Source organism: Pacificoceanicola onchidii (assembly GCF_004804335.1).
Classification (GTDB): Bacteria; Pseudomonadota; Alphaproteobacteria; order Rhodobacterales; family Rhodobacteraceae; genus Pacificoceanicola; species Pacificoceanicola onchidii.
Map to the genome: position 1 here is coordinate 49,487 of NZ_SRXY01000011.1, position 26,649 is coordinate 76,135.

A 26,649-nucleotide genomic window follows, 5' to 3' on the forward strand; every position below is an offset into this window, starting at 1 on the left:
TGGAATTCTGGTGATGGCACCGTCATGGTGGCGGGCGGCGCAGAATGCTCGGATGCGCCCGCTCGTATTGTTTCGGGTACGTCAATTCGGCGCCCAACTCTTCGGCAGCGCGCCATGTCCATCGCGGATCGTGCAGATGGCGGCGTGCAACGGCGATGACATCCGCCGCTCCGAGGCGCAGAATGGTTTCGGCCTGGTGCCCGTTGGCGATGTGGCCGACTGTTATGACTTTGGCAGTAACGTTCTCGCGGATCGCGGCCGCGAACCCGGTTTGGTAACCGGGACCCGCCGGAATTTTCTGCAAAGGGCTGTTGCCGCCGCTTGATACATGGATGTGATCACATCCAAGCCGATCCAGTTCTTTTGCGAAGGCAATCGAGCCGTCGATGTCCCATCCGCCGTCAACCCAATCGGTGGCGGAGATGCGGACGCCCATCGGTTTGTCATCCGGCCATTCGGCGCGAACAGCTTCGAACAACTCCAACCCAAAGCGCATGCGATTGGGGAGCGAGCCGCCATAGCGATCCGTGCGCCGGTTGGACAGCGGGGATAGGAACTGATGGATCAAATAGCCATGTGCGCCGTGCAGCTCGAGCGCGTCCGCATTGGCTTGATCGGCCCTTCGCGCGGCAGCCACAAAGAAGGCAATTGCGTCCTGGATCCGACTGACGGACATCTCTTCAGGAACGGGAAAGCCCTCTTTCAGAGGAACCGCCGATGGCGCATAGGTCTGAAAGCGGTCTTCCTCGTCGAGCGGCGCGGCGCCTTCCCAAAGCGGCTTGTGGCCAGCTTTGCGACCGGCGTGGCACAGTTGGACACAGAATTTGGCATCGGAATTGGCATGTACGAAGTCGATAACCCGCTTGATCCCGGCGGCCTGCTCATCCGAGTAAAGCGCCAGGCAGGCGGGGTTGTTTCGGGCGTTCGGTTCGACATAGGTGCTTTCGGAAAACACCATCCCCACGCCAGACACCGCAAATTGACCCAGATGCATCAGGTGCCAATCGCCTGCCACACCATCCGCGGCGCTGTACTGGGTTATGGGTGGGACAACGATCCGATTGGTCAGCGTCAGTCCGCGCATTTCCAGAGGATCAAAAAGCAGAGGTTTCATGATGTGCTCCCACACCCCTCTCGCCGCGCAAGGTGCACGTTCGTCGCCAATGGCGGTTTCGTAGGGGTGCTGTCAGTTTCGCCGTCGGTTTCCGAAGTCCCAAAACCCATCGACGTTTTGGAAGATCGGAAACCTCCGGGGAGATGGTCGGTGCTTTATTGCTCGATCTGAGCCCACAGTACGACCAGCGTCGTGCAATCGAGGCACATGCCCGGATCGGTGAAGATCATGCGCGAATGCCGACCCTTCGCACCAAAGACTTCGTTGATCAGATGTGATGCACCGTTCAACGCTTGCGGCTGTTCGATGAATTCGGGTGTCGCCTGTACGGATCCTTCCAGACGGATGATCCGTTTGATCCGGCTTAGCTCGCCAACGGCGGATTTCAGCTGCGCAATCGCATTCAGGGCGGAGATCCGAAACGATTGATAGCCGTCCTCGGCCGTCAACACATCGCCAAGTTTGCCCGAGTATTTCATGTCGCCGTCGATCCACGGCAGCTGGCCGGATGTGTAAATGATCCCGTTCGCCTCAACCCACGGCTCATAGTCGCCCACTGCAGATGGAACCGGCGGCAGCTCAAGGCCAAGAGCTTCCAGGCGTTGTTCTGGGGTCAGTGTTTCGTCAAGCATGTCGTCCTCCCTAATTTCTTTCACTATTAGTAAAAAAATATTTTGCGAACAACTGTTTTTGTACCGGGATTTGTAAATCATTGATTATTTGAAAGAAACTGATTGTGGTAATGTCCGGGGGCTCGTCTGGGGTTGGCGTCACTTGTGAAATCATCCAGCCTTCGCCGGGATGAGAAAAATATACATTTAATCATGCGGTTATGCTGCTTCTGGCGTGCGGGGCGGTGACTTTCAGGCCACGAATCAGTCTTGATGGGTGTCTCTGAGGGTCGAGTGAGGCCTCTGATCGGGTGGGCGATGCACGGCAATTGTCAGCCGGAGAACCTTGGCGCTTTCATTTAATGAAAGTTTGAATTCAGCCTTCCGGCTCCGCTCTTCCGGATGACTGGCGGATCGCTCCTACGCATCTATCCGATAATTGCGGATGATATTTTCGTTACTAGCCCATTTATCCGGAAATGACGCAGCCGTATGTTCGGGTCAATTCAACAATCAACGTAAAGGACCCAAGCAATGTCGAAACTGACCATTGTCGCAAACATCAAAGCCAACGCCGACAAGATTGATCTCGTGAAAGCCGAGCTGGAAAAGCTGATCGAGATCACTCGCGCCGAAGAGGGCTGCATTAACTACGATCTGCATCAGGACAACGAAAACCCCGCGCATTTCATGTTCTATGAGAACTGGGAAAGCCGCGAGCTGTGGCAGACCCACATGAGCGCACCGCACCTGGCCGCCTATATGGCAGCCACGGAAGGCGCCGTTGCAGAGTTTACACTGAACGAAATGAGCGTGATTGCCTGAGCTGGTTGGGCCGGCGGGGGATCTCCCCCGTCACCAGACTTCAAACACATCAAGCCGCAGAAATCTGAGGCTTAAAAGGACGCGGAAGATGGACTTTACAACTGCCAGAAACAGAGGCGCAGGGATGATAGCCCGGGCCAACCGAAACACCGTGTTGGCGGCAATTGCTTCGATGTTTGCGATGATGCGGCGCGGAACCAATACCGCCGACAAGCAGTAAGCCGAAGCCCTTGTCCGCCCACGGAGCAATCCGCGGGCGGATTGAAAACTCCCGCGATTTGGAGAAAGTCATGACCTGGCCAGGCGACTCCGCGCACGTCCCGGTCGGCGAAGTATCGAAAGGGGGTTCGGCGGGAACCCGGCAGCAACCCTATTCAAGGGATATTGAACGCGATGAGTGAACTGTTCGGGCAAGGCTACCATCGTGTGTTCCGCGAGGGGCATTTGACGCTGGGGCTCAACTTTCCAATCGAAGCTTACCCAAGGAATCCGGTCCCCCAGATGCGCGATCAGGTCGCGCTGGCGCAAAAGGCCGAGGCGGCGGGGTATGCCGCGCTTTGGACGCGTGACGTCCCGCTTCTGGACCCTTCCTTTGGGGATGCGGGGCAGACCTATGACCCTTGGACGTGGTTGGCGTTTGTTGCGGCGCAAACTCGGCATATCGCATTGGCGACCGGCGCAATCATTCTGCCGCTCAGGCGACCTGTCGATCTGGCAAAGGCTGCCGCGTCGATTGATCAATTGTCCGACGGGCGTCTGATCCTCGGGACGGCGTCAGGGGATCGGCCGGTCGAGTACCAGGTCTACGAAGTGGACTATCAAACGCGCGGGGATGTTTTTGCCTCGACTTTCGAGTTTGTCAGAAGCGCGACGCAGGCACCGCCTGGTTGGACCATGCAGGAGGCAGGCCTGTCGGGCCAATTGCAACTGATCCCAAAGGCCAAGACTGGGCGCATCCCGATGCTGGTCACTGGGCGCAGTCGTCAGACACTGGAGTGGGTCGCTGAAAAAGCTGATGGATGGCTGATGTATCCGCAGCCTATTCCTGCTCAAACGCAGGTTCTGGCGGCTTGGCACGCTGCTCTTGCGAAAACGGGGCAGCCGTGGAAGCCTTTTGCCCAATCGCTCTACATCGATCTTGTCGCGGACCCGGGCGCACCGCCGGCACCGATCCATCTCGGATTCCGCCTGGGCCGCAACGCGCTTCTGGCCCATCTGGAAGCGTCCCGGGACATCGGCGTGAACCATGTCACGCTGAACCTGCGTTTTTCCACCCGTGATGTCAGTGTGGTCATGGACGAGTTGGCTGAGTATGTTCTGCCCCGGTTTCCCGTCATGCAAAGGTAACGCGGTGGATCCTTTCCCCCATGCCGAACATGTTTGGTTGCCGACATCTCGCGCCCTGTGCATTCTAATTGGAGGAATCTTGCAAGATGGAGCCAAAGTTGGACGAGATTGATCAAAGAATCATTCGAGAGCTTCAGCGGGACGGCCGTCTGTCGCATCAGGACTTGTCCGAAAAGGTCGGTCTGTCCCCGTCACCCTGCGCGCGGCGGATCAAGCGGCTCGAGGCCGAGGGTATCATCAAAGGCTACATCGCGCAAATTGACGAGCAGCGGATGGGCTACGGGATGAGCGTCTTTGTCTCCGTCAAGCTCGACAAGCAGGTTGATGACCAATTGATCAACTTTGAGAAGGCCATCGCCGCCTTTCCCGAAGTTGTCGATTGCTGGCTGATGACCGGCGGGTTTGACTACCTACTGCGTGTTGCCGTTGCGGATCTTGCAGACTTTGAACGGTTTCTCACGTCGCGTCTGACCAAGGTTGGAGGGGTTTCGTCTATCGAGTCCTCCATTCCCGTTCGGCGTGTCAAAGATCAGCGCGCGCGCATTTACTAGCGGGTGTCTCCTGACCAAAAAGCAGCGATTCCCTTGGCGGGATTGCATCGTTCATACAACCGGTCGCGCCTCCGAGCCTGAAAACGAATGCTTTGCGCCCGTTCTTGGCGGACTCCACCAACATCTGCGCTAATTTTGCAGAAAGTCAGCGCACCCGCTGCTTTTCCAGCCGTGATTTGCCGACTTTTGCGCTGCCTGTGGCGGTAATCTTCCCGTCGCCTGATCGTGGAATTCGTCTGCGACTGGTTCGGCAAGCGCCGGGGTTTCTGCCCCGATGCGCCACCACCAAGAAGCCAAAGGGACGCGTTACGGATGCAAAATCGATCTCAGATCTCGGAAGTTGATACCGATCCAATCGAGACGCAGGAATGGGTCGACGCGCTGACAAGCACGAAGACGATCGCCGGCAGCGAACGCGCCCAGTTCATCTTGAAAGCTCTGGACGACAGGGCCCGGGTTGAAGGCCTCCTGACCGGGGAGCAGCCGTACTCGTCTTATCGCAACACCATTCCTGTGGAGCAGCAAGGCACCTATCCCGGCGATCTGGAGATCGAAAACCGATTGACCTCCATCATTCGCTGGAACGCGCTGGCCACAGTTGTGCGTGCGAACGAGGCTTACGGCGGGCTGGGGGGTCATATCGCCAGCTATGCCTCAGCGGCAGAGATTTTCGAGATGGGGTTCAACCACTTCTTCCGCGCCCGGACCGAGGATTTCGGCGGGGATCTGGTCTACTACCAGCCGCACTCCGCGCCTGGGATCTATGCCCGCGCAAACCTCGAAGGGCGTCTGAGCTCCGAACAGTTGGACAATTACCGACAGGAAGTTGCCGGGAACGGGTTGTGTTCCTATCCGCATCCCTGGCTGATGCCGGAGTTTTGGCAGTTCCCAACCGGGTCGATGGGGATCGGGCCGCTCAACGCCGTCTATCAGGCGCGCTACATGCGGTATTTGCAGGCCCGCGGCCTTGCCGACACGCAAGAGCGCCACGTTTGGGGCGTCTATGGTGACGGTGAAATGGATGAGCCGGAGTCCATCGCTGGTCTGACGCTCGCGGCCCGCGAAGGGCTCGACAACCTGACCTTCATCATCAACTGCAACCTGCAACGGCTCGATGGTCCGGTGCGGGGCAACGGGCAGGTGATCCAGGAACTGGAGTCCCTGTTCATCGGCGCAGGCTGGAATGTCATCAAGGTGCTTTGGGGCTCCGAATGGGACGAGATCTTTGCCCGGGACAAGGACAACATTCTGTTGCGGCGTTTCGCTGAAACCGTGGACGGGCAATATCAGAACCTTGGTGCCAAGGATGGCGATTATAACCGCGACAAGTTCTTCAATGCAGATCCGGGGTCTGCTGCGCTCGTGGCACATATGACCGAGACCGAGATCAACAATCTCAAGCGTGGCGGTCACGACTTCCGCAAACTGCACGCGGCCTTCGCGGCTGCAAAAGCGCACAAAGGACGCCCGACGGTCATCCTCGCCAAGACCAAAAAGGGATTTGGCATGGGCGGCGCGGGCGAATCCCGGATGATCGCGCACCAAGCCAAGAAACTGGACACGGAGGCGCTGTATCAGTTCCGCTCCCGCTTTGATCTGCCGATGTCGGATGAGGATGTCGAGAAGATGCGTATCTTCAGGCCGGATCCCGACAGCGAGGAAATGGTCTACATGAAAGAGCGCCGCGAAGCGCTCGGCGGCTACATGCCCGTCCGCGTGCCCAAGGCACCCCAATCGGTCGTGGCCAAGACGCCGGACCTTGCAAAATATGGCAAGTTCGCGCTCGAAGCGAACGGCAAGGAGATGTCCACCACAATGGCCGCCGTGCGGATGATGGGCGGGATGCTCAAGGACAAGACCTTTGGTCCGCGCATCGTGCCGATCGTCGCGGATGAGGCGCGCACCTTTGGCATGGATAACCTGTTCCGCCAAATCGGGATCTACGCTCCAGAAGGACAGCTCTACGAGCCCGAGGATGCCGGGTCGATGATGTTCTACAAGGAATCCGCAACCGGTCAGCTTCTTGAAGAAGGCATCACCGAAGCAGGCGCCTTGTCGTCGTGGGTGGCCGCAGCGACCTCCTATTCGATCCACGGCATGCCGATGCTGCCGATCTACATCTACTATTCGATGTTCGGGTTCCAACGGGTAGGTGATCTCATCTGGGCGGCGGCCGACCAGCGCGCGCGCGGGTTCCTGCTTGGTGCGACAGCCGGGCGGACCACGCTTTCGGGCGAAGGGTTGCAGCACCAGGACGGGACCAGCCACCTGATCTCGGCAACCATCCCCAACTGCCGCAGCTATGATCCCGCGTTTGCCTATGAGCTAGCCGTGATCATGGACCACGGCACCAAGCGGATGATGGAAGAGCAGATTGACGAGTTCTATTACATCACCGTGATGAACGAGAACTATGCCCAGCCGTCGCTGCCCGATGGCTGCGAAGAGGGCATTCTCAAAGGTCTCTACAAGCTGAACAGTGAGGGAGACGCGGCCTCTGATACGCGGGTGAACCTGGTTGGATCCGGTACAATCCTTCTTGAAGTGATCGAAGCCGCGAAAATCCTCGCCTCCGATTTCGGCATCGCGTCTGATATCTTCAGTGCCACCAGTTTCTCCGAGTTGTCTCGCGACGCGGAGGAAACGGAACGTCAGAACCGGTTTGATCCGCAAGCCTCTCCGCGCCAGTCCCATGTGCAAAAACTGCTTGGCTCGGAAGCGCCTGTGGTGGCCGCGACGGATTATGTGCGCGCCGTTCCTCAGATGATCGCACAGCATGTGCCCCAGAGGTTCGTGGCCTTGGGCACCGACGGATTTGGCCGCAGCGACCAGCGGGCCAACCTCCGCGCCTTCTTTGAAGTGGACCGGCAGAACATTGCGCTGGCCGCGATCGAGGCCTTGGTGCGCGATGGCAAGATCGATGCCTCTGTGCAGCAAGAGGCCTTGAAAACCTTCGGTATGCAGGCCGGTCAGCCTGCGCCCTGGACCGTGTAGGAAGGCGGACCCATGACAAACACAATTGATCTGCACATCCCCGACATCGGTGATTTCAAAGACGTTCCGGTGATTGAGCTTTCGGTGTCCGTGGGCGATGCAATCGCGGAAGACGACACAATTCTGGTCTTGGAAAGCGACAAGGCGACCTTGGACGTTCCGGCGACAAACGGCGGGACGGTGGCCGAGATCCTGGTTGCAGAAGGTGATACTGTCTCGGAAGGCGATCTGGTCCTGCGTCTGACCGGAACGGGCGAAGCCACAGCGGAGCCGCAACCCGCCGCTGCGGCGCAAAGCGATCCAGCACCGGAACCCGCGCCTGTTTCCGCATCTGCGCCAAAGCCCGATCCCGCACCTGCACCTGCACCTGCGCCGGCGCCCACCCTGCCTCTGCCGGGACCAAAAGCGGGTCATCGCGTCTATGCCTCGCCTTCCATACGCAAGTTTGCGCGGGAGTTGGGCGTGGACGTGAGCCTTGTCAGCGGCACAGGCATAAAAGGCCGAGTCACCCGCGAGGACGTGGCAGATTTTGTCAAATCGGCCCTTCAGGCCCCTGCGGCATCGGCCCCATCCGCCGGAACCGAGTTGGGTCTGGCCCTGCCCGCGTGGCCCAAGGTCGACTACGAGAAGTTCGGCCCGGTGTCGCGCAAGAAGCTGTCGCGGATCGCGCGGATTTCCGGGCCAAGCCTGGCCCGGAACTCGGTTATCATTCCGCACGTCACCAATTTTGAAAGCGCCGATATCACCGATCTCGAAACCTTTCGAAAGCAGGTGAATGCCGAGGCGCGCGACGGCTCCAAAATGACCATTCTTGCCTTCGTCGTGAAGGCGGTGGTCGCGGCGTTGAAAGCGCATCCGACGTTCAACAGCTCGCTGGAGGGCGATGAACTGGTGATGAAGGAATACTACCACATTGGCGTTGCTGCGGACACGCCCGAAGGTCTCGTTGTGCCGGTGGTCAAGAATGCCGATCAGAAGAGTCTCAAGGAAATTGCCGCCGAGATGGGGGACCTTGCCGGGCAGGCGCGTGACGGTAAGCTGAAGCCAGCGGACATGCAGGGCGGGACCTTCACCATCTCGTCTTTGGGAGGCATTGGCGGTGACAACTTCACGCCGATCATCAATGCGCCCGAGGTTGCAATTCTGGGCATGGTCCGATCGTCGATCCAACCCGTCTGGGACGGCGCGGCTTTCCAGCCCCGACTGATCCAGCCGATGAGCCTCAGCTGGGATCACCGTGTGGTCGATGGCGTCGCTGCGGCGCGCTTCCTCAAAACCGTTCAGGCGATCCTTCAGGATTTCCGGCGCATTAATCTTTGACTGGAGCCGAACATGTCTTTCAAAGTTGAGATACCCGACATTGGCGATTTTTCGGATGTGCCGGTCATCGAGGTCAACGTTGCCGTTGGCGATACGGTCGAGGTCGATGATCCGATCCTGCTTCTGGAGAGCGACAAGGCCACGTTGGATATTCCGGCACCGGTGGCCGGGACGGTGTCCGAACTGCTTGTATCGGTTGGCGATGTCGTCAGCCGGGGGTCTGCCGTCATGGTGATCGAAGCGGCGGCTGGCGCGGATCCGGTCGCGCCTGCGAAGCCCGGCGCCAAGGCCGAGAGCGCAGAGGCCAGCCCCCCTGCCCCGAAACCCATGGCAGAGGTTCCCGAAAGCGATCATCACGCGGATACCGTGGTGATTGGCGGCGGGCCCGGTGGCTACAGCGCCGCGTTCCGGGCTGCTGATCTGGGGCAGTCCGTGATCCTGATCGACAGCGGTGACACCTTGGGTGGCGTCTGCCTGAACGTTGGCTGTATTCCGTCAAAGGCGCTTTTGCATGTGGCCAAAGTCATGGACGAAGCCGAAGACATGTCGACCCATGGGGTCGACTACGGCAAGCCGCGATTTGATCTGGACAAGGTGCGGAACTGGAAGAGCAGTGTCGTCGCGCGGCTGACCGGCGGCCTCGATGGTCTTGCCCGCAGACGCAAGGTCAAGGTGCTGCGCGGCTATGGCACTTTTGCCGGCCCCAACCAGATTGTTGTTGCGACACAGGACGGTGATCAGACGGTTTCCTTTGCCAATGCAATCATCGCGGTTGGCTCCGCGCCGGTCAGGCTGCCGTTCCTGCCCGATGATCCCAGGGTCATCGACAGCACCGGTGCCTTGGCGCTTGAAGACATCCCTGCGCGGATGCTCGTTCTGGGCGGCGGGATCATTGGCATGGAACTCGGCCAGGTTTATCAGCGCTTTGGCGCAGAGGTGTCCGTTGTCGAGATGATGCCGCAGATCATTCCGGGCGCGGACAAGGATATCGTCGCGCCTTTGATGAAGCGGATGTCGTCGCGGTTCAAAGAGATCATGCTGGAAACCCGCGTCACGGCTGTGCAGGCGACCGACGATGGGCTGGTTGCCACGTTTGAGAAAGGCTCGGACACGCGCCAGGAAACCTATGACAAGATCCTCGTGGCCGTAGGCCGGAGCCCGAATGGCGGCAAGGTTGCCGCCGATGCGGCGGGCGTTGCGGTGGATGAGCGCGGCTTCATTGCAGTCGATCGGCAGATGCGCACAAACATGCCGCACATCTTTGCAATCGGTGATGTGGTTGGCCAGCCGATGCTGGCGCATAAGGCGGTTCATGAAGGCCATGTCGCGGCTGAGGTGATCGCCGGACACAGGGCGGCCTTTGATGCGGCGGTCATCCCGTCCGTTGCCTATTCCGATCCGGAGGTCGCCTGGGTCGGCCTGACCGAGACAGATGCCAAGGCGCAGGGGGTCAAGGTCAAGAAAGCGGTCTTTCCCTGGATGGCCTCTGGCCGCTCTTTGTCCATGGGGCGCGACGAAGGGCTGACAAAGTTGATTTTTGATCCCAAGACAAAGGTGATCCTGGGTGCGGGCATTGTTGGCCAGGGCGCGGGCGATCTGATCGCTGAGATTGCGCTTGCAATCGAGATGGGCGCGGACGCCGAAGACATTGCGCTCACGGTTCATCCGCATCCAACGCTTTCAGAATCCGTGGGCCTTGCGGCGGAGGTCTTTGAAGGGACCATTACGGATCTTTGAACGGGTCTGTCCTGCGACGCAGTAGACAGGAATATGACCCATCCGTCGGGCCTGAAAGCAGGTGCGGCGATCCTTTTCGACAGTCATAACGCAGCGCCCGTTTGCCGGCAATTCGGCAGGCGGGCGTATTTTCGATTGCCCGGCGCGCTGCATAGATTTCAAATATAGAAAATACTTTTCGACTTGCGTCAGGCATTTGTCATTCTGGTCCAATTTTTCCCAGCATATTTGCAAATCTGCGACAATTTCGCCTAGCATGTGAGCAAGAAACGAAAAGTCACTTTCTATTATTGAAAGTTTGGGAGGATCACGTGGAACTGAAGAGCGTAAGCGGCGCAACGCCCGAAGAGCGGCTGGCGGAACTTGGCCTGGAACTGCCGCCGGTGCCATCTGCCGTTGCTGACTATGTGACACATACGCAGATCGGCAACATCATCTACACCTCGGGCATGCTGCCCTGGATTAATGGCGAGTTGCAGTTCACCGGTATCATGGGGGACAATCTATCCGTTGAGGATGGCTACGCTGCGTTCCAGCTTTCGGCGCTGAACGGGATTGCACTGCTGAAGTCCATCGTCGGTGACCTTTCCAGGATCAAGAAAATCCACCGGCTCGAAGGCACCGGCTGCGCGACCAAGGATTTCTTCGACATGCCGCGCGCGCTGAACGGGGCGTCTCATCTCGTCAACACGGTTTTTGGCGAGGCAGGCGCGCATTCGCGGATGATCTTCTCCAACCCGTCGATGCCGATTGATTGCGCGACACTTGTTGTGTTCTGGGCGGAGGTCTCGGAATGAGTTTGGACCTTTCACAAGAGTTCGCCGAAAGAACAGGGATCGGCGAAGTCGGAAGCGCGCTTGTCTCCGAGACCGATCGGGTCCGGGTTTGGCACATCCTTGCGCGGCCGGGCGAACGCCTCAAGGGACACACGCATGCGCTGGATTACTTCTGGACGATCCACGGGCCGGGCAAGGCGCGCAACTACAAATCCGACGGGACCTATGCTGACGTGGAATACGCCGCCGGGGACACGACGCACATGTCTTTCGCCGCCGGTGAGAGCATGACGCATAGCCTGGAAAACACTGGCGACACGGATCTCGTTTTCACGACCGTCGAGTTCAAGGACTCGGCGAACAAACCACTACCGCGCAACGCAAGGGAAGCAGCGGGCTAACGCCGCCACCCCTTCAGTCAAGGAAGACCACAGCAACGTCGTTGTCTGTGAACAGAGAAGTTGTGCCCCAAGCAGGGCGATTTAGGGAGGACCTTACTATGACAAAAGTAACTCGACGCGGCTTTGCGGCAGGGCTGGGTTTGGCGGGCGCAAGCGCGCTGGCCGCACCGGCCATTGCTCAGGGAAAGAAAGAGCTTCGGATGCTCATGGCCTGGCCGAAGAACTTTCCGGGCCTCGGCACCAGCGCAGACCGCTTCGCACAACGTGTGAACACGCTGTCGGACGGCAGCATCTCGGTGAAAGTGTTTGGGGCCGGTGAGATCGTCTCGCCGTTCGAAGTGCTGGACGCCGTGGCGTCCGGTGCAGGCGATATCACACACGATACGTCCTACTACTGGCTCGGCAAGGATCCGGCCTTTGTCTATTTTGCCGTTGTGCCGTTCGGTCTCACAGCGGATGAGCACATGACCTGGCTCAAGTTTGGCGGCGGTCAGGAACTTTGGGACAAGCTGGGCGCGCAACACGGTGTCAAACCGCTGGCGGTCCTGAACACCGGCGCGCAGATGGGCGGTTGGTTCAAAGAAGAAATCAACTCGGCGGATGATCTTCAGGGCAAGAAAGTCCGCTATCCGGGCATCGGCGGCCAGATGCTGTCCGAGCTCGGCGCCATTCCGACAAACATTCCGGGTGGCGAGCTTTTCACGGCGCTTCAGTCCGGCACGATCGACGGTTTGGAATGGGTCGCTCCCTGGAATGATCTGGCGTTCGGCTTCCATCGTGTGGCCAAGCATTATTACTATCCCGGCTTCCACGAGATGGGTCACTCGCTGTCCTCCTACATCAACCTCGATGTGTGGAATGACATGAGCGAACTCGAGCAGGCGATCATCCAGAACGCGGCGGACGCGGAGTATTCGGTTGGATTGGCTGAGTTCAATGCGCGCAACAATGCAGCGCTGAGCCAGCTCGTGAACGAGCACGGCGTCGAGTTGCACCAGTGGCCGGAAGACATCGTGTCGAAGATGCAGGAAATCCTGCCGCGCGTGATGGCGGATCATGCCGCCAAGAGCGAGATGGCCACGGAAGTTGCCGCCAGCTGGACAGAGTTCCGCGATCAGCAACGCGCCTGGGGCAATGTGACCGACTACATCAATGCTGGTCTGAAAAAAGGGTAACGCGCCATGACTGAGCCGTTGATCATGGGCCAGGTTGGTCTGAGCTTTCATACAGCGGCTGCGGCCGTACTCGCCGAGGTCCTCGAGGACCTCGGCCACACTATCGAAATTCGCGAAGCACCCCATGAGGAGATGTTCGCGATGCTGGGTCGGGGCGAGGTCGATCTCGTCTGTTCGGCCTGGCTGCCCGCATCTCACGGAGGCTACATCGCACCGTTCGAGGATGAGATCGAGAAGCTGGCGGTGATCTATACGCCCTACTGCATCTGGGGTATTTCTGCGGATGCGCCCGATGACATCCAGTCTGTCGAAGATCTCGCCAAGCCCGATGTCGCGGCCAAGTTGCGCAAGCTGATTCAGGGGATCACGCCGGGGGCCGGCATCAGCCGGTTCTCTCGTCAGATGATCGTCGATTATCAACTGGAGCAACACGGTTTCCACTTTCAGAACGGGACCGTGGACGATTGCTGCGGCGCTTATCTGGATGCGACAGCCGCAGGCGATCTTGCGATTGTGCCGCTTTGGCATCCGCAATGGCTGCACACCGAAGCAAAGCTGCGCGAGTTGAAAGACCCCAAAGGCCTGCTTGGCGGTCAGGACGATGCCACCATGGTTCTGCGCAAGGATGCGGCCCACAAAGTGTCCGCTCAAGGCATCCAGTTTCTGCGAAAAGTGTCCCTCGAGAATGCCGTGGTTTCGGAACTTGACCAGGCGATCTGCAGAGAAGGTCTGACCGCTCGCGAGGCCGCCAAACGTTGGATCGGTGAGAACCGATCGACCGTTGACGGATGGATGGAGTAAAGCAGATGGCTGAATCCTTGGACCATTTGTCCGGTGACACAATCGTCGATAAGATCGTCGGGGCCGTTGGCGTCTTTGCGCGCTGGCTTTGCCTTTTGCTCGTTCTTCTTCAATTCAGCGTCGTTGTCGCGCGGTATCTTTTTGAAACAGGGTCCGTGATGGCACAGGAATCTATCCTGTTCACCTTCGGGTCCATGTTCATGCTCGCGCTGGCGGATGCCTTGAAAAACGGGCGGCACGTCCGGGTCGACATGATCTTCCATGGCCTTTCGTCACGGGCACAACGCCGTGTTGATGCGATCGGGATCGTCGTGTTTCTGCTGCCACTTTGCGTCTACATGCTCCTCTTGTCCTGGCCGTATGTAAGCAGTTCCTGGGCTGCGCTGGAGGGATCGCGGGAAGCGGGCGGTCTTCCGGGTGTTTTTCTGCTGAAGACAGTGATCCTGATAGCCCTCGTTCTCGTGATCGCCCAATCGCTCGTCATCTTGAACCGCTGCATCCAGCGCTGGAGTGAATGATCATGGATCTCGCAAACTTTTTCCTCACGGCTTTTGTCGTGGCTCTGTTGCTGTGCCTGATGTCCGGCTTTCCGGTTGCCTTTGTGCTGGGCGGCGTCTCATTGATCATGGCGGGTCTGGGCGCGCTTTTTGGTGTCTTTGACACGTCCTTTCTGATCGCCATGCCGCAACGCACCTTTGCTGCAATGAACAACGACATCCTGCTGGCTGTTCCGCTTTTTGTCTTCATGGGGGCCATGTTGGAACGCTCCGGCATCGCTACGGAGCTGCTGGATGGCATTGGTCGACTGTTCGGCAAAAGGCGGGGCGGCTTGGGCTATGCGGTCACTTTGGTTGGTGCTCTGTTGGCGGCATCAACCGGCATTGTTGGTGCGACCGTTACCACGATGGCATTGTTGTCCTTGCCGGTGATGCTCAAGTGGGGCTACTCGAAGCGGCTGGCGTCCGGGTCAATCTGCGCTGCGGGCACACTGGGTCAGATCATCCCGCCTTCGCTTGTTCTGGTTCTGCTCGCGGACACCATCTCCGCAGCGTATCAAAAAGCGCAGCTGGAACAGGGCGTGTTTTCACCCGAGACGGTTTCCATCTCGGACCTGTTTGCAGGCGCGATTGTGCCGGGGTTCATTCTGGTTTTGGCGTTTCTCTCCTATCAGATCATTCTGGCGGTTCTGAATCCAAACGTGAGCCCTGCCCCGCCTCAGGATGAGAATGTCGACGATATTTCCACGCGGGATTTGCTCATGCGCCTGGTGCCGCCTCTCGCGCTGATCATCGGTGTTCTCGGCTCCATTTTGGGCGGCGTCGCCACCCCGACGGAGTCGGCATCCATTGGGGCTGTCGGTGCGATCCTTCTAGCGGGCTTCGGAACCGAACGTCGCGGCATGGCCAACACCGGACTGCTCCTGTTGGGTGCAGCCGTGTTCTTCAAGCTGGGAACCGGCGGACTTGGCCTGTCCCTGTTTGCCGAACGGATCCTTGTTGCCCTGCCAATGATCGGCTTTGTCGGCCTGCTTGCCATTGCACTCAGGAGCCTCTTTGCTTCCGGCAATCTTGACCGCACCTGCGTTGAAACCGCGAGATTGAGCGCGATGGTCTTCATGATCCTCATCGGCGCTGCGATGCTGTCCTTGGTGTTCCGGGGGTTTGGCGGCGAAGAAACCGTTCACCATATGATCGAAAGCGTGCCCGGCGGTCCAATGACAGCCCTGGCGGTGGTCATGCTGGTGATGTTTGTCCTTGGTTTCATCCTCGACTTCATCGAGGTGATCTTTGTGATCGTGCCAACGGTCGCGCCGGTCCTGCTCTTGTCGGGCATTGATCCGATCTGGCTGGCCATCCTGATCTCGCTGAACCTCCAAACGTCGTTCCTGACTCCGCCATTCGGGTTTGCGCTGTTCTACTTCCGCTCGTCTGCGCCGCCAGAGATCTCGACCCGGGACATCTATGTCGGGGTGCTGCCGTTCATCGGCATTCAGATCCTCGTCCTGGCACTGGTTGCAGTCTTCCCGGATATCTCAACGTGGCTTCCCTACGCGCTGCGGTAAGGTGTTATCATGGCGGACGCTCCACCCAACAAAACACTGGCGCGTGGGCTCGATGTTCTGGACACGGTCCTGCACGCCAACAAGCCGATGCGGCTGAAGGATGTGGCACAGTCTATGGATATGGACATGGCGAGTGCGCATCGGGTGCTGCGAACGCTTGAGATCAGCGGATACCTGGTCCGGGGTGGTCCGGAACGGACCTATGGGCCAGGTAAGAAAATATGGAGCATGGCCCATTGTTTGCCCAACGCAAGAGAGGCCGTTGAGCGATTGCATCCTCTCTTGCAAGAGCTCACGGAACGCACCAGACAGGTCGCCCATCTGGGTGTGCTGGAAAAAGGGCGGGTTGTGCTGGCGGACGTTGTCCTGACATCAACCGCGCGAATTTCCGTTGCGCAATCGGCGGGCGACACCGAAGATGTGTACTGCTCGGCAATTGGCAAAGCGCTGGCAGCGTTTGCGCCAAATGGCCAAGCGGATGCGCTGCTTGACGCTCAAAGCTTCTACCCACACACGGAGTTCACGATTGCCGGGCGTGACGCGCTCCGGCAAGAACTCGAGCGCGTGCGCAAAGGTGGCATTGCCTTTGATGATCGGGAAGGATCTCTGGATGTCGCTTGTATCGCGGCGCCGATATGTGACCCCTCCGGGTGCAGCACGATTGCCATCGGTATCTCAACCATCGCCAACAGTCTGTCGGCGCCCATCCGGGACTGCGAAGAATGGGTCTCGATGGTCAAGGACACGGCAAAGCGCGCCGCGGCTCACATCCTCTGACCTGGGCCAATGCCGGGCCTGCGGATCCCTTCCGTGAAAAGATCCGCACGTCGGGTCAGTGCGTCAGTACCTGTTCAAGGAACGTCCGCGTGCGTTCGCTCTTGGGATTGTCAAAGAAGCTCTCGGGATCGTCCTCTTCGATGATCTCGCCGGTATCCATGAAGATGATCCGGTCCGCCACCTTGCGTGCGAAACCCATCTCGTGCGTCACGCAGATCATCGTCATGCCTTCCTCGGCCAGCGTCACCATCACGTCGAGCACCTCGCCGATCATCTCGGGGTCCAGTGCCGAGGTTGGCTCGTCAAACAGCAGGATATCCGGCTTCATGCAAAGCGCCCGGGCAATCGCAACCCGCTGCTGCTGACCGCCAGACAATTGTCCGGGGTATTTCTGCGCCTGGTTGGCGATCTGCACCTTCTCAAGGTATTGCATGGCGGTTTCTTCCGCCTCGGTCTGCGAAATCTTGCGCGCGAGCACCGGCGCAAGGGTGCAGTTCTGCAAAATCGTCAGATGCGGAAACAGGTTGAAGTGTTGAAACACCATGCCCACGTCCTGCCGCAGCTTGTCGATGTTGGGATCCTCGGCGCTGATGGACCGCCCGTTGATCTCGATCAGTCCGCCCTGATGTTCCTCAAGCTGGTTGATGGTGCGGATCATGGTCGATTTGCCAGATCCCGAAGGGCCACAGACGACAATCTTTTCGCCCTTGGTGACCGTCAGATTGATGTCTTTGAGCGCATGGAACGTGCCGTAATACTTCTCGACATTGATCATGCGTACCGCCGGTGTTTCCGCCATGAGTCTCTCCTGTCAGGACTTGCTTGCCGCAGTTATGATGATTTCGACCTTGAGAACGTCGCGGGCCAGCCGCGCCTCGCCGCAGGCGCGTGCGGGGGCATGGCCCTGCGGGACCCAGGCATCCCAGACCGCGTTCATCTCGGCGAAATCCGCCATGTCCCGCAGCCAGACGATGGCCTGCAGGATGTGGTTCCGATCGCTACCGGCCTCTTCCAGAAGCGCGTCGATCCGGGAAAGACAATCGCGGGTCTGATCGGCCACGGTTTCGCCCGCACCCACCTGCCCGCAGAGGTAGACAACCCCGTTGTGCTTGACGATTTTCGACATGCGGTCGCTGGTGTGCAGCCGTTCGATCATGGCAACAGTCCTCTTGTTTTCAACGCGTCGGAGATCTCGTCCAGAATGGCCGGATCGTCGATGGCCGCGGGCATCTTGAACTCGGCCCGGTCGGCGATCTTCTGCATGGTGCCGCGCAGGACCTTGCCGGATCGGGTCTTGGGCAGACGTTTCACCTCTATCGCGGTTTTGAAGGCCGCCACTGCGCCAATGGACTGACGCACCTGCGCGACCAGCTCACCCTGCAAATCCGCCTCGGCCCGGTCGACGCCGTCATTGGTCACGTAGAACCCCAGCGGCATCTGGCCTTTGAGCGCATCGGCCACGCCGACCACCGCGCATTCGGCGATATCGGGATGGGCGCTCAGCACCTCTTCCATGGCTCCGGTCGAGAGCCTGTGTCCGGCCACGTTGATGATGTCGTCGGTGCGCGCCATGATGAAGACATAGCCGTCCTCGTCGATCAGACCCGCATCCGAGGTCGCATAGAACTCCGGAAACTCATCGAGATAGCTTTTGCGGAACCGCTCTTCGGCATTCCATAACGTCGGAAAGGACGATGGCGGAAGCGGCAGCTTGCAGACGATATTGCCCAGAGTGCCGGGCGCGACTTCATTGCCGCCGTCATCCAGCACCCGGATGTCATACCCGGGCATTGGCACGCCGGGCGAGCCGTGTTTCACCGGCACCTGCCCCAGGCCCACGGGGTTGCCGGACATGGCCCAGCCGGTCTCGGTCTGCCACCAATGGTCGATCACCGGGCGGTCCAGCTTTTCCTCGGCCCATTGCACGGTGGCCGGGTCCGATCGTTCACCCGCGAGGAACAACGTACGGAAATTCGACAGGTCGTAATCGGCAATCAGGGCCCCAGTCGGGTCTTCTTTCTTGATCGCACGGAAGGCTGTCGGCGCGGTGAACAGCGCCACGACCTCATGGTCCTGGATCACCCGCCAGAAAGCGCCCGCATCAGGGGTGCCCACGGGTTTGCCTTCGTACACCACTGTGGCCGATCCGTTCAGCAGCGGCCCATAGCAGATATAGGAATGCCCGACGACCCAGCCCACATCCGACGCCGCCCAGAACACCTCTCCCGGTTTCACCCCGTAGTGCTGTTCCATGGTCCAGCGCAGCGCCACCATGTGTCCGCCGTTGTCGCGCACCACACCTTTGGGCTGCCCCGTCGTGCCCGAAGTATAGAGAATATACAGCGGGTCGGTGGCGGCCACGGGCACGCATTCCGTCATCCGGCCCGCGTCCTTCGCGGCTCCGACAGCCTCGGCATAATCCACGTCGCGGCCGTCCACGATAGTGGCAGGTTCGATCTCGCGTTGCAGGATCAGGCAGTGATCCGGCTTGGCAGAGGATTCTTCGATGGCCGCGTCCAGCAGCGGTTTATAGTGCACTACCCGCCCCGGTTCGATCCCGCAGGAGGCGGAAATGATCATTTTCGGCGCGGCGTCTTCAATCCTTGTGGCCAGTTCATGCGCGGCAAAGCCGCCAAAGACCACCGAATGCACCGCCCCCAACCTGGCCGAGGCCAGCATGGCGAAAATCGCCTGCGGCACCATCGGCATGTAGATGATCACCCGGTCGCCCTTGCCCACGCCATGGTCGCGCATCACCTGCGCCAGCGCGCCGACTTCGCTTTGCAGATCGGCAAAGCTGTACCGGGCCTCGGTGTGCGTGACCGGGCTGTCGTAGATTACCGCTGTGCGCTCGCCGTGTCCGGCTTCCACATGCCTGTCCACCGCATTCCAGCAGGTGTTGCAGGTCGCCCCGGCAAACCAGCGGCCATAGGCCCCCTGATCAGGGTCAAAGGTTTTTTCCGCCGGGGTGAACCAGTCGATCCCCTTGCCAGCCTCAGCCCAGAACGCCTCCGGGTCCGATTGCCAGCGTGCATATGCCTCTGCGTAGCTCATTGGACGACGTAGTTCAGGCCAAGCCGCCCGCCGTCGACATAGATCGTCTCGCCGGTGATATAGCTGGCTTTCTTCGAACAGAGGAACGCCGCCACATCGCCGATTTCACGCGCAGTGCCTGAGCGACCCAGTGGTGTGCGCGACATGGCCATTTTGAAGGCCTCGGGATTGGCGTTCACGCCTGCCATCATCTCCGTGTCGATGGAACCCGGGCCAATCGCGTTGACGCGGATATTGTGCTTGGCCAGCGCCAGCGCCGCGACCTTGGTCAGCTGCATCACGCCGCCTTTTGATGCGCAATAGGCCGGGATCGCCGGGATCGCCACCTGCGCATTGATCGACGACATGTTGACGATCGCGCCTTCGATGCCTTGTGAGACCATGGTGTTGGCCGCGCGTTGGGTGGCGACAAACAGCCCGCGCAAATTGACCGCCATCACCTTGTCAAAGGCGTCCAGATCGTAGCTCAGGAAATCGCCGGGCATGGCGATGCCTGCGTTGTTGACCAGCGCCGCGACCGGGCCATGCTCGGCCTCGATGCGGTCGAACATTGCAGTCACGGAAGCGATGTCGCCCATGTCACAGATCATACCCACGCCGCCGAGCTTTTCCGCGGCTCCCATGACGCCGTCCTGCACATCCGACAGGACCACCTTGTAGCCATCTTCGGCCAGTGCCTCCGCGCAGGCCAGGCCAATGCCCTGGGCCGCGCCGGTTACGAGTGCGATTGCCACCATGATTTATCCCTCAAATCCGTAGTCTGTCTTGGCCTGTTCAGCCGTGATGAAGCCCGCCGCGATGTCGCGCGCCACCGCCGCGCGATCACGAGCAAGCGGATCGCCGTAGCCGCCACCGCCGGGCAGGCTAAGCCGCAGGCGCTGGCCGCTCCTGATCAACTGCCTGCCTTTCGATTTCAGCTTGGTGCCGCCCACCAGTTCCACTGCGCCGGGCCCGCCGGGAAGACCGCCGTCGCGGCCCCGCGCCGGGTTTTCCACCCGGTCGAACATGGCGTTGAAGTAGAAATCATAGCCTTTGCGCGGCTCGATCTCGATGGTCTGGCCCAGGCCACCGCGCAGGGCTCCGGCCCCGCCCGACCCTTCGCGCAGGTCCTTGCGCCAGACCGTGATCGGCCCGACGTGCTCGGTGGCCTCGACGCTCATGGTTGACACACCGGAGGGGAACGCGGTGGCCGACAGCCCGTCGAGCGCGGGCCGCGCCCCGGTGCCGCCGGAGTTGAACATCAGCACCTCGCGGTTGGGCAGGCCGCTGGCCGGGTCAGAGGCGCGGGCCGCAATCTGGATATTCCACAGCGCGCTGGCCCCTTCGGCGGGCACCGTGTTCGGCAATGCCTGATGCAGCGCCCCCAACACCACGTCTGGAACCAAATGGCCCATCACGTGGCGCACGGATACTGGCGCAGGCCGTTTTGCAGCAAGGATGCAGCCGTCCGGCGCGGTAATCCGGAACGGTTCCAGCGATCCGGTATTGTTGGGCACCTCGCGGGCAATCGCGCATTTCAGCGCGTAACAGGCATAGGCGCGGGTATAGACTTCCGGGCAGTTCACGCCGAACCGGCTCATGCCGGAGGTGCCGTCGAAATCGGCGGTCAGCTGATCGCCGTCGATGGTCAGTGTCACTTCCATATGCACGGGCGCGTCGTACCCGTCGACTTGCATGGTTTGGCGGTATTCGCCCGAAGGCACCTTGGCAATTGCCTCCAGCGTGGCCTTGCGGCTGGTCTCGATGACAAAATCGGACAGCGCATCAAGATCGTCGATGTCGAACTCATCCATCATGGCCTGCAAGCGCCGGTCTCCGGCCTCATTGCAAGCAGCCAGCGAATACATGTCACCCACGGTCTGATCCGGTGTGCGCACATTGGCGCGGATCAGTTCGATCAACAGCGGCTGCACCGTGCCCCGTTCGGCAAATTTAGTGATCGGGATCAGGAGGCCCTCTTCGAACACCTCGTTGCCATCCGGTCCAAAGCCGCGCCCGCCGATATCGACCACATGGGCGGTGCAGGCGAAATAGCCGATATGGCTGCCCTTGCGGAACACCGGGGTCACGACGGTGATGTCGTGCAAATGCCCGGTGCCAAGCCAGGGATCATTGGTGATGAACACATCCCCTTCGAAGGTGTTCTGCGGTCCGATCCGGTCAGCGAAATGGGTCACGCTTTCGGCCATCGCGTTGACGTGCCCCGGCGTGCCGGTCACCGCCTGGGCAATCATCCGGCCCTGACGGTCAAACAGCCCTGCCGAAAGGTCCCCGGCTTCGCGTACGGAGGTGGAAAAGGCGGTGCGGATCAGCGTGGTGGCCTGTTCTTCCACCACCGCGATCAGGCGGTTCCACATGATCTGGTGATCAATCGCGCTGGTGCGCATCACAAAGCTCCCTTCTTGGCGAGAAGCAGCATGCTGCCATCGCCCTGGGCCACGGCACGATAGCCTGAGGTGACCACGGTCGATGTCTCGGTTTCGACGATGATGGCCGGGCCGTCCACGGCCAGACCGGGGGTCATGTCGGCACGGTTCACTTCGCGTGCTTCCACGTCCTGCCGCAGCGCCGCGTCAAAGAAATTCCGGTTGCGGGCGACGGCCGCATCGGTACCCGACCCGTGGCGCGCAACCCGTGCGGCCTCTGGCAGAATGGTCGATACGCTGACTTGCCAATTGGTGATCTCCATCGGCAGACCTTCGATGATCCGCCCGAAGAGCGTGCGATACGCCTCCTCAAAGGCGCTCTGGATCATCGCCACATCCTCTGCGGCAAAAACCTTGTGCGGCAGAGAAACAGGGATCTCCCAGCCCTGCCCCGAATACCGCATCTGCGCGGTCAATTGCAGCCGGGTCTCTGCCTCTGGCGCCCCTTTGGCAACAAAGGCGCGGGCCTCGGCTTCCATTTCAGCAAGCGCGGCATTGACCGTATCCGCGTTAAAGGCGTCCAGCCGCTGGAACAGCCCCCGTGTCGCCTCGAAGCTGAACGGCGCTTTGAGAAAACCGATGGCCGAGCCAACACCCGCCCCCGGCGGAATGATCAGCGCCGAAATGCCCAGCTTTTCACACAGCCGGCAGGCATGCAGCGGCGCGCCGCCGCCAAAGGCGATCATGGTGAAATGCTCAATGTCGCGGCCGTTTTCCACCGTATGGACCCGCGCCGCGTTGGCCATGTTCTCGTCCACCAGTTCGGTGATGCCAAAAGCCGCGTCATGCGCCGTCAGGTTCAACTTGTCCGCCGCCTGCGCCGCGTTTTCCGGGTGCAGCTTGATCGAGCCCCCGGCGAAATTGTCCGGGTCGAGCCGCCCTAGCAGCAGGTTGGCATCGGTCACCGTTGGCTCTGCGCCGCCGCGCCCGTAACAAGCCGGGCCCGGTTCCGAAGCCGCCGAGCGTGGCCCAACCTGCAACCGGCCCATGCTGTCGATAGAGGCGATGGAGCCGCCGCCCGCGCCAATCTCCACCATTTCGACCACCGGGGTCGACACGGTCATGCCGGAGCCTTTCTTGAACCGATAGGTGCGCGCGACTTCGAACGTGTTGGCGGTCTTGGGCGCGCCATCCTCGATCAGGCAGATCTTGGCGGTGGTCCCGCCCATGTCAAAACTCAGCACCTTGTCCAAGCCATGCGCCCGGGCAAAATCGGCGGCGAAGATCGCGCCGCCCGCGGGACCACTTTCAAGCAAGCGCACAGGTTGCTCTGCCGCCGTTTCTACTGCGATCAGCCCACCGCCGGAATGCAGCATGAAGACCGGCGCCATGACCCCGGTGTCCCGCAGCCGCGCCACCAGACGGCCAAGGTAATCGGCCACCTGCGGCTGAACATAGGCGTTGGCGATCACCGTGTTGAAGCGTGGCAGTTCCCGCATCTGTGGCGAGATCACGGACGAGAGCGAAATCGACAGATCCGGCAATGCGGCGCGCAGGGCTTCGCCTACTGCAACTTCATGCGCATCATTGGCATAGGCATGCATCAAGCCCACCGCGACGGCCTCGAACCCGCCTTCGCGGACACGCTCGACGATTGTCGCCAGTTCCGCCGCATCCTGCGCAAGCAGCACCTCGCCGTTCGGCCCCATCCGTTCATTCAGCGTAAAGCGGTGTTCGCGCGGCACCAGCGGCACGGGCAGGTTGAGGTTGAGATCATATTGCTCGAACCGGTTTTCAGAGCGCATCTCGATCACATCGCGAAAGCCTTCGGTTGTGATAAAGGCGGTTTTGGCCCCGCGCCGTTCGATCAGCGCATTCGTCACAAGCGTGGTGCCGTGAATGACCTGACCAATGTCACCAAGGCCAATCCCGGCCCGGTCCGCTGCCTGAGCGACACCGTCCAGAATGGCCTGCTCCGGCTGTGAGTAATTGGTCAGCACCTTGCAGGTCGACAGCCCGCCGGGATGCTGCAACGCGATGTCGGTAAAGGTTCCGCCGATGTCGACACCGACGCGAATGGCATTCTCGTGCATGTTCTTAAAGACTCTTGAGGACTTGGTTGGCCGTAAAGGCCATCTGGTAAAGCCGCGACATGATCGGCGCGCTGGAGACCGTTTCGAGCCGGGCCATGGGCAGCGGCAGCTCGGACGGATCCATACCGGTGATCAGATCGGCCATGCATTCGCCAAAGATCGTGCCCGTGGTGATCCCCCGCCCATTGTAGCCAATCGGCGTATAAAGATTGGGCGCAAGCTGATAGATGCGTGGCAGGTGATCGGGCGTCATGGCGATCTGGCCGTGCCAGGCTTCTTCGATTTCCACGGGCCCAAGCTCAGGAAAGATCCGGGCCAGTTGCTTTCTGGCCCAGCGTTGCGACAGGCCGCGCCCGACATTGCCCACCACCGTGCCCATGGAGCCGATAACCAGCCGGTCAAAGGCATCGCGGCGCAGGCTGAACATGATCTGGCCGGTATCCCAAACGCCCTGACGCTCCGGCAAAATGTGGGACAGATCGGCGCTTAGCGGCTTGGTGGCCAGTTGAAAGTAATGGATCATGGTGAAGACGCGAGCGAGGTCAGGCCACAGTGCATCCGTATAGGCATTGGTGCCCAGCACCACATGTTTGGCGCGCACCGTTCCGGCGCTGGTCTCGACGATCCAGCGCTCCCCATCGCGGCGCAGGCCGGTCACTGTGACCCCGGTGCTGATGGTCGCCCCCGCCCCTTTCGCGGCACGGGCAAGCCCCCGGCAATAGCCCATCGGATTGACCGTGCCCGCGCGATGATCAAGCAGACCACCGTGAAAAACATGCGTCCCGGTCTTGGCAACCATATCTTCGCGGGAGAGCAGTTCGACCGGCTTGCCAAGGCGGTTCCATTCTTCGTAGCGCGCCTGAAGGTCGGCAAAGCCCGATGGCGCGTGGGCTGCGTGGATCGTGCCGGTGCGTGTGACCTCACAGCGGATCTGATGCTTTTCGATCAGAGAAAACACCTGCGCCGGTCCCGCCCCGAAACGGTCGATGAAACGCGGGCCGTAAGTGTCGCCGAGCTTTTTGCGCACAGCCGCCGGCGGATGCCAGACACCGGGATTGACCAGCCCGACATTACGGCCCGAGCCGCCAAAACCCACATGTTTGGCTTCCAGTACATGCGCGCCCAGCCCTTTTTCCGCCGCGTAGAGCGCGGTCGACAAGCCCGTGAACCCGCCGCCAACGATGGCCACATCGGTTTCGGCATCGCCGGTCATCGGGTTTTGGATGTCCGGCTCCTCTGCCGAAGCATCCCATAATGATATAGGGCTTTGTGATCGCATGTGCCGGGGCGTCCTTTTGCAAGTCAAGTCTGCCGACTCTGTTGCTGTTACCTTGCATTGGTCACCTCAGTGTGTCAATATACGAAATATCTGTTACGCATACCGGAACACTAAACATGTCACTCAAGAAATCCGCTGCCCAAATGGTCAGTGAATCGCGCGCGCGCATAGAAGAAATTGAAACCGCCGATTTGATCGCCCGGCACACGGACGAGAACATCGTTGTCGTTGATATTCGCGACATTCGCGAACGCCAGCGTACCGGGGCCATCCCCGGCAGTGTTCACGCCCCGCGCGGAATGATCGAGTTTTGGGTTGATCCCGACAGCCCATATCACAAGGACGTCTTTGCTCAGGAAGGCAAGACATATGTGTTCCACTGCGCCTCAGGCTGGCGCTCGGCCCTGACTGTGGCCACGCTTCAGGACATGGGATTCGAAGCCGCGCACCTGCGCGAAGGCTTCGGTTCCTGGGTCAAGGCTGGCGGGCCGGTGGAAGAGGTCGAACGCAAAGGCTGATCGCCTGTTCCCCGGCTCAAGAAATCGCCAGTCCGCAAAGGTGGGCTGGCAGTCTCGCAGGCCCCAACCCTATCTTCGACTTACATCCGAAGCAATTTCTGCGACACGTTGTTCGCCGCATGCTGCACCAGCGCACCCATACGCTCTTCGCCGCCGTCATCGAGATTGATATCCGGCAGCGACACCCCGAGCGCCCCGATCGCCTCGCCATCAGGCAGGCGAATGGCGCCGCCAAAGCTCAGGATCCTGTCGCGAAACTCGCCCCGGTCAAAGGCATAGCCGCGCTTGAGCGTCTGTTTCACGTCCTCGTCCACGGCTTCTAGTGTGGTCATGGTCTTGTCGGTGAACGGAGTCAGGTTGCCCTCCAGCTTGACGCGCAGGTCGGCGTAATTGCTGGCGAGAATGGCCTTGCCCGTGGCCACACAATGGATCGGCGCGCTGCCGCCCACCGGGTTCCACGATCCGATCGGCTTCAGGCTTTCGACCTTGTCGATATAGACCACCGACAATCCCTCTGGCACAGCCAGATAGACCGCCTCGCCGGTTTCCTGGCTCAGATAGGCCATCTCCGGCGCAGCCACGGCGCGCAGGTTCAGGTTCTCGACCGACGCGCGCCCCACCTGCCATGTCTTGAGCGTGGCAGCATAGTTCTTGTTGTCGAGATGTTTGACATAGCCCAGCGTGGTCAGCGTCTGCAAAAGCCGGAACGCGTTGGATTTGGTCAGGCCCAATTCCCGCGACAGCTCCGTCACCCCCTTGCCATTTTGCGCGGTCACAAGATTTTCCAGGATGGACAGACCTTTGGACAGGGTGCTGTCAACCTTCGGGGCTTTGGGGGCGTCGGTCAT

At 60.2% G+C, this 26,649-nt stretch carries 24 protein-coding genes; 14 read left to right on the forward strand and 10 right to left on the reverse strand.

The genetic code is table 11. The features are described from left to right. Positions 1-22: 22 nt before the first annotated feature. Together E4662_RS22470 and E4662_RS22475 are read right to left on the reverse strand one after the other, a co-directional pair. Positions 23-1,114 (reverse strand): NADH:flavin oxidoreductase/NADH oxidase, encoded by a 1,092-nt coding sequence (locus tag E4662_RS22470; RefSeq protein ID WP_136443881.1) that lies wholly within the window; start codon positions 1,112-1,114, stop codon positions 23-25. 155 nt (positions 1,115-1,269) lie between these two features. Further along, positions 1,270-1,746, reverse strand: a complete 477-nt coding sequence (locus E4662_RS22475) for a RidA family protein (protein WP_136443882.1) — start codon at positions 1,744-1,746, stop codon at positions 1,270-1,272. 513 nt (positions 1,747-2,259) lie between these two features. On the opposite strand from E4662_RS22475, the gene E4662_RS22480 reads away from it, so the two are divergent. From E4662_RS22480 to E4662_RS22540, 13 genes are all read left to right on the forward strand, one after another. Beyond that, a complete protein-coding gene (locus tag E4662_RS22480) occupies positions 2,260-2,550 on the forward strand; it encodes a putative quinol monooxygenase (RefSeq protein ID WP_136443883.1) in 291 nt (96 codons plus the stop codon). 393 nt (positions 2,551-2,943) lie between these two features. Then, complete coding sequence (locus tag E4662_RS22485) at positions 2,944-3,897, forward strand: LLM class oxidoreductase (protein ID WP_136443884.1); 954 nt, start codon at positions 2,944-2,946, stop codon at positions 3,895-3,897. Positions 3,898-3,983: 86 nt separating this feature from the next. After that, complete coding sequence (locus E4662_RS22490) at positions 3,984-4,448, forward strand: Lrp/AsnC family transcriptional regulator (RefSeq protein ID WP_136443885.1); 465 nt, start codon at positions 3,984-3,986, stop codon at positions 4,446-4,448. Between the two features lie 312 nt (positions 4,449-4,760). Next, complete coding sequence (mdeB, locus tag E4662_RS22495) at positions 4,761-7,442, forward strand: alpha-ketoglutarate dehydrogenase (RefSeq protein ID WP_136443886.1); 2,682 nt, start codon at positions 4,761-4,763, stop codon at positions 7,440-7,442. A gap of 12 nt (positions 7,443-7,454) precedes the next feature. Further along, the gene (locus E4662_RS22500; protein ID WP_136443887.1) at positions 7,455-8,762 is read left to right on the forward strand and encodes a 2-oxo acid dehydrogenase subunit E2; all 1,308 of its coding nucleotides are present in this window, start codon (positions 7,455-7,457) and stop codon (positions 8,760-8,762) included. A gap of 12 nt (positions 8,763-8,774) precedes the next feature. After that, complete coding sequence (lpdA, locus tag E4662_RS22505; RefSeq protein WP_136443888.1) at positions 8,775-10,499, forward strand: dihydrolipoyl dehydrogenase; 1,725 nt, start codon at positions 8,775-8,777, stop codon at positions 10,497-10,499. A gap of 311 nt (positions 10,500-10,810) precedes the next feature. Then, positions 10,811-11,296 (forward strand): RidA family protein, encoded by a 486-nt coding sequence (locus E4662_RS22510; protein WP_240705299.1) that lies wholly within the window; start codon positions 10,811-10,813, stop codon positions 11,294-11,296. Further along, positions 11,293-11,676 carry a cupin domain-containing protein gene (locus E4662_RS22515; RefSeq protein WP_136443890.1) on the forward strand — a complete coding sequence of 128 codons (384 nt, stop codon included), beginning with the start codon at positions 11,293-11,295 and terminating at the stop codon, positions 11,674-11,676. The genes E4662_RS22510 and E4662_RS22515 overlap by 4 nt, the downstream gene beginning before the upstream one ends. A 98-nt stretch (positions 11,677-11,774) precedes the next feature. Continuing rightward, complete coding sequence (locus E4662_RS22520; RefSeq protein ID WP_136443891.1) at positions 11,775-12,851, forward strand: TRAP transporter substrate-binding protein; 1,077 nt, start codon at positions 11,775-11,777, stop codon at positions 12,849-12,851. Between the two features lie 6 nt (positions 12,852-12,857). Then, a complete protein-coding gene (locus tag E4662_RS22525; RefSeq protein ID WP_136443892.1) occupies positions 12,858-13,652 on the forward strand; it encodes a glycine betaine ABC transporter substrate-binding protein in 795 nt (264 codons plus the stop codon). Positions 13,653-13,657: 5 nt separating this feature from the next. Then, positions 13,658-14,170: a TRAP transporter small permease subunit gene (locus E4662_RS22530; RefSeq protein ID WP_168798057.1), complete on the forward strand. Its 513-nt coding sequence runs from the start codon at positions 13,658-13,660 to the stop codon at positions 14,168-14,170. A 2-nt stretch (positions 14,171-14,172) separates the two neighbouring features. After that, a complete protein-coding gene (locus E4662_RS22535) occupies positions 14,173-15,714 on the forward strand; it encodes a TRAP transporter large permease (protein WP_136443894.1) in 1,542 nt (513 codons plus the stop codon). Positions 15,715-15,723: 9 nt separating this feature from the next. Continuing rightward, positions 15,724-16,491, forward strand: a complete 768-nt coding sequence (locus E4662_RS22540; protein ID WP_136443895.1) for an IclR family transcriptional regulator — start codon at positions 15,724-15,726, stop codon at positions 16,489-16,491. A gap of 55 nt (positions 16,492-16,546) precedes the next feature. Here the strand turns inward: E4662_RS22540 and E4662_RS22545 are convergent, their stop codons facing one another. From E4662_RS22545 to E4662_RS22575, 7 genes are read right to left on the reverse strand one after another with little or no spacing between them, the layout of a single operon-like run. Next, positions 16,547-17,290 carry an amino acid ABC transporter ATP-binding protein gene (locus tag E4662_RS22545; protein WP_136443896.1) on the reverse strand — a complete coding sequence of 248 codons (744 nt, stop codon included), beginning with the start codon at positions 17,288-17,290 and terminating at the stop codon, positions 16,547-16,549. A gap of 12 nt (positions 17,291-17,302) precedes the next feature. Next, entirely contained in the window at positions 17,303-17,647 is a 345-nt protein-coding gene (locus tag E4662_RS22550; RefSeq protein WP_136443897.1) for a RidA family protein, read from the reverse strand. Beyond that, on the reverse strand, positions 17,644-19,545 hold the full coding sequence (locus E4662_RS22555; protein ID WP_136443898.1) for a propionyl-CoA synthetase: 1,902 nt from the start codon (positions 19,543-19,545) through the stop codon (positions 17,644-17,646). The genes E4662_RS22550 and E4662_RS22555 overlap by 4 nt, the downstream gene beginning before the upstream one ends. Then, positions 19,542-20,282: an SDR family NAD(P)-dependent oxidoreductase gene (locus tag E4662_RS22560; RefSeq protein WP_136443899.1), complete on the reverse strand. Its 741-nt coding sequence runs from the start codon at positions 20,280-20,282 to the stop codon at positions 19,542-19,544. The genes E4662_RS22555 and E4662_RS22560 overlap by 4 nt, the downstream gene beginning before the upstream one ends. Before the next feature lie 3 nt (positions 20,283-20,285). After that, positions 20,286-21,932, reverse strand: coding sequence for a hydantoinase B/oxoprolinase family protein (locus E4662_RS22565; protein ID WP_136443900.1), 1,647 nt, complete (start codon positions 21,930-21,932; stop codon positions 20,286-20,288). Beyond that, positions 21,932-24,004, reverse strand: coding sequence for a hydantoinase/oxoprolinase family protein (locus E4662_RS22570; RefSeq protein WP_136443901.1), 2,073 nt, complete (start codon positions 24,002-24,004; stop codon positions 21,932-21,934). The genes E4662_RS22565 and E4662_RS22570 overlap by 1 nt, the downstream gene beginning before the upstream one ends. Before the next feature lie 4 nt (positions 24,005-24,008). Then, a complete protein-coding gene (locus E4662_RS22575; protein WP_240705300.1) occupies positions 24,009-25,217 on the reverse strand; it encodes an NAD(P)/FAD-dependent oxidoreductase in 1,209 nt (402 codons plus the stop codon). A gap of 182 nt (positions 25,218-25,399) precedes the next feature. Here E4662_RS22575 and E4662_RS22580 point away from each other — a divergent pair, with 182 nt between their 5' ends. Further along, the gene (locus E4662_RS22580) at positions 25,400-25,801 is read left to right on the forward strand and encodes a rhodanese-like domain-containing protein (protein ID WP_136443903.1); all 402 of its coding nucleotides are present in this window, start codon (positions 25,400-25,402) and stop codon (positions 25,799-25,801) included. An 80-nt stretch (positions 25,802-25,881) separates the two neighbouring features. Here the strand turns inward: E4662_RS22580 and E4662_RS22585 are convergent, their stop codons facing one another. After that, the gene (locus tag E4662_RS22585; RefSeq protein WP_136443904.1) at positions 25,882-26,649 is read right to left on the reverse strand and encodes an IclR family transcriptional regulator; all 768 of its coding nucleotides are present in this window, start codon (positions 26,647-26,649) and stop codon (positions 25,882-25,884) included.

Coding starts and splice junctions, on each gene's coding strand:
- E4662_RS22560 (WP_136443899.1), bottom strand. CDS start 20,282: ATGGTGGCAATCGCACTCGTAACCGGCGCGGCCCAGGGCATTGGCCTG.
- E4662_RS22480 (WP_136443883.1), top strand. CDS start 2,260: ATGTCGAAACTGACCATTGTCGCAAACATCAAAGCCAACGCCGACAAG.
- E4662_RS22545 (WP_136443896.1), bottom strand. CDS start 17,290: ATGGCGGAAACACCGGCGGTACGCATGATCAATGTCGAGAAGTATTAC.
- E4662_RS22530 (WP_168798057.1), top strand. CDS start 13,658: ATGGCTGAATCCTTGGACCATTTGTCCGGTGACACAATCGTCGATAAG.
- E4662_RS22475 (WP_136443882.1), bottom strand. CDS start 1,746: ATGCTTGACGAAACACTGACCCCAGAACAACGCCTGGAAGCTCTTGGC.
- E4662_RS22540 (WP_136443895.1), top strand. CDS start 15,724: ATGGCGGACGCTCCACCCAACAAAACACTGGCGCGTGGGCTCGATGTT.
- E4662_RS22515 (WP_136443890.1), top strand. CDS start 11,293: ATGAGTTTGGACCTTTCACAAGAGTTCGCCGAAAGAACAGGGATCGGC.
- E4662_RS22485 (WP_136443884.1), top strand. CDS start 2,944: ATGAGTGAACTGTTCGGGCAAGGCTACCATCGTGTGTTCCGCGAGGGG.
- E4662_RS22585 (WP_136443904.1), bottom strand. CDS start 26,649: ATGACCGACGCCCCCAAAGCCCCGAAGGTTGACAGCACCCTGTCCAAA.
- E4662_RS22570 (WP_136443901.1), bottom strand. CDS start 24,004: ATGCACGAGAATGCCATTCGCGTCGGTGTCGACATCGGCGGAACCTTT.
- E4662_RS22555 (WP_136443898.1), bottom strand. CDS start 19,545: ATGAGCTACGCAGAGGCATATGCACGCTGGCAATCGGACCCGGAGGCG.
- E4662_RS22500 (WP_136443887.1), top strand. CDS start 7,455: ATGACAAACACAATTGATCTGCACATCCCCGACATCGGTGATTTCAAA.
- mdeB (WP_136443886.1), top strand. CDS start 4,761: ATGCAAAATCGATCTCAGATCTCGGAAGTTGATACCGATCCAATCGAG.
- E4662_RS22490 (WP_136443885.1), top strand. CDS start 3,984: ATGGAGCCAAAGTTGGACGAGATTGATCAAAGAATCATTCGAGAGCTT.
- E4662_RS22565 (WP_136443900.1), bottom strand. CDS start 21,932: ATGCGCACCAGCGCGATTGATCACCAGATCATGTGGAACCGCCTGATC.
- E4662_RS22520 (WP_136443891.1), top strand. CDS start 11,775: ATGACAAAAGTAACTCGACGCGGCTTTGCGGCAGGGCTGGGTTTGGCG.
- E4662_RS22535 (WP_136443894.1), top strand. CDS start 14,173: ATGGATCTCGCAAACTTTTTCCTCACGGCTTTTGTCGTGGCTCTGTTG.
- E4662_RS22470 (WP_136443881.1), bottom strand. CDS start 1,114: ATGAAACCTCTGCTTTTTGATCCTCTGGAAATGCGCGGACTGACGCTG.
- E4662_RS22575 (WP_240705300.1), bottom strand. CDS start 25,217: ATGACCGGCGATGCCGAAACCGATGTGGCCATCGTTGGCGGCGGGTTC.
- E4662_RS22525 (WP_136443892.1), top strand. CDS start 12,858: ATGACTGAGCCGTTGATCATGGGCCAGGTTGGTCTGAGCTTTCATACA.
- E4662_RS22550 (WP_136443897.1), bottom strand. CDS start 17,647: ATGATCGAACGGCTGCACACCAGCGACCGCATGTCGAAAATCGTCAAG.
- E4662_RS22580 (WP_136443903.1), top strand. CDS start 25,400: ATGTCACTCAAGAAATCCGCTGCCCAAATGGTCAGTGAATCGCGCGCG.
- lpdA (WP_136443888.1), top strand. CDS start 8,775: ATGTCTTTCAAAGTTGAGATACCCGACATTGGCGATTTTTCGGATGTG.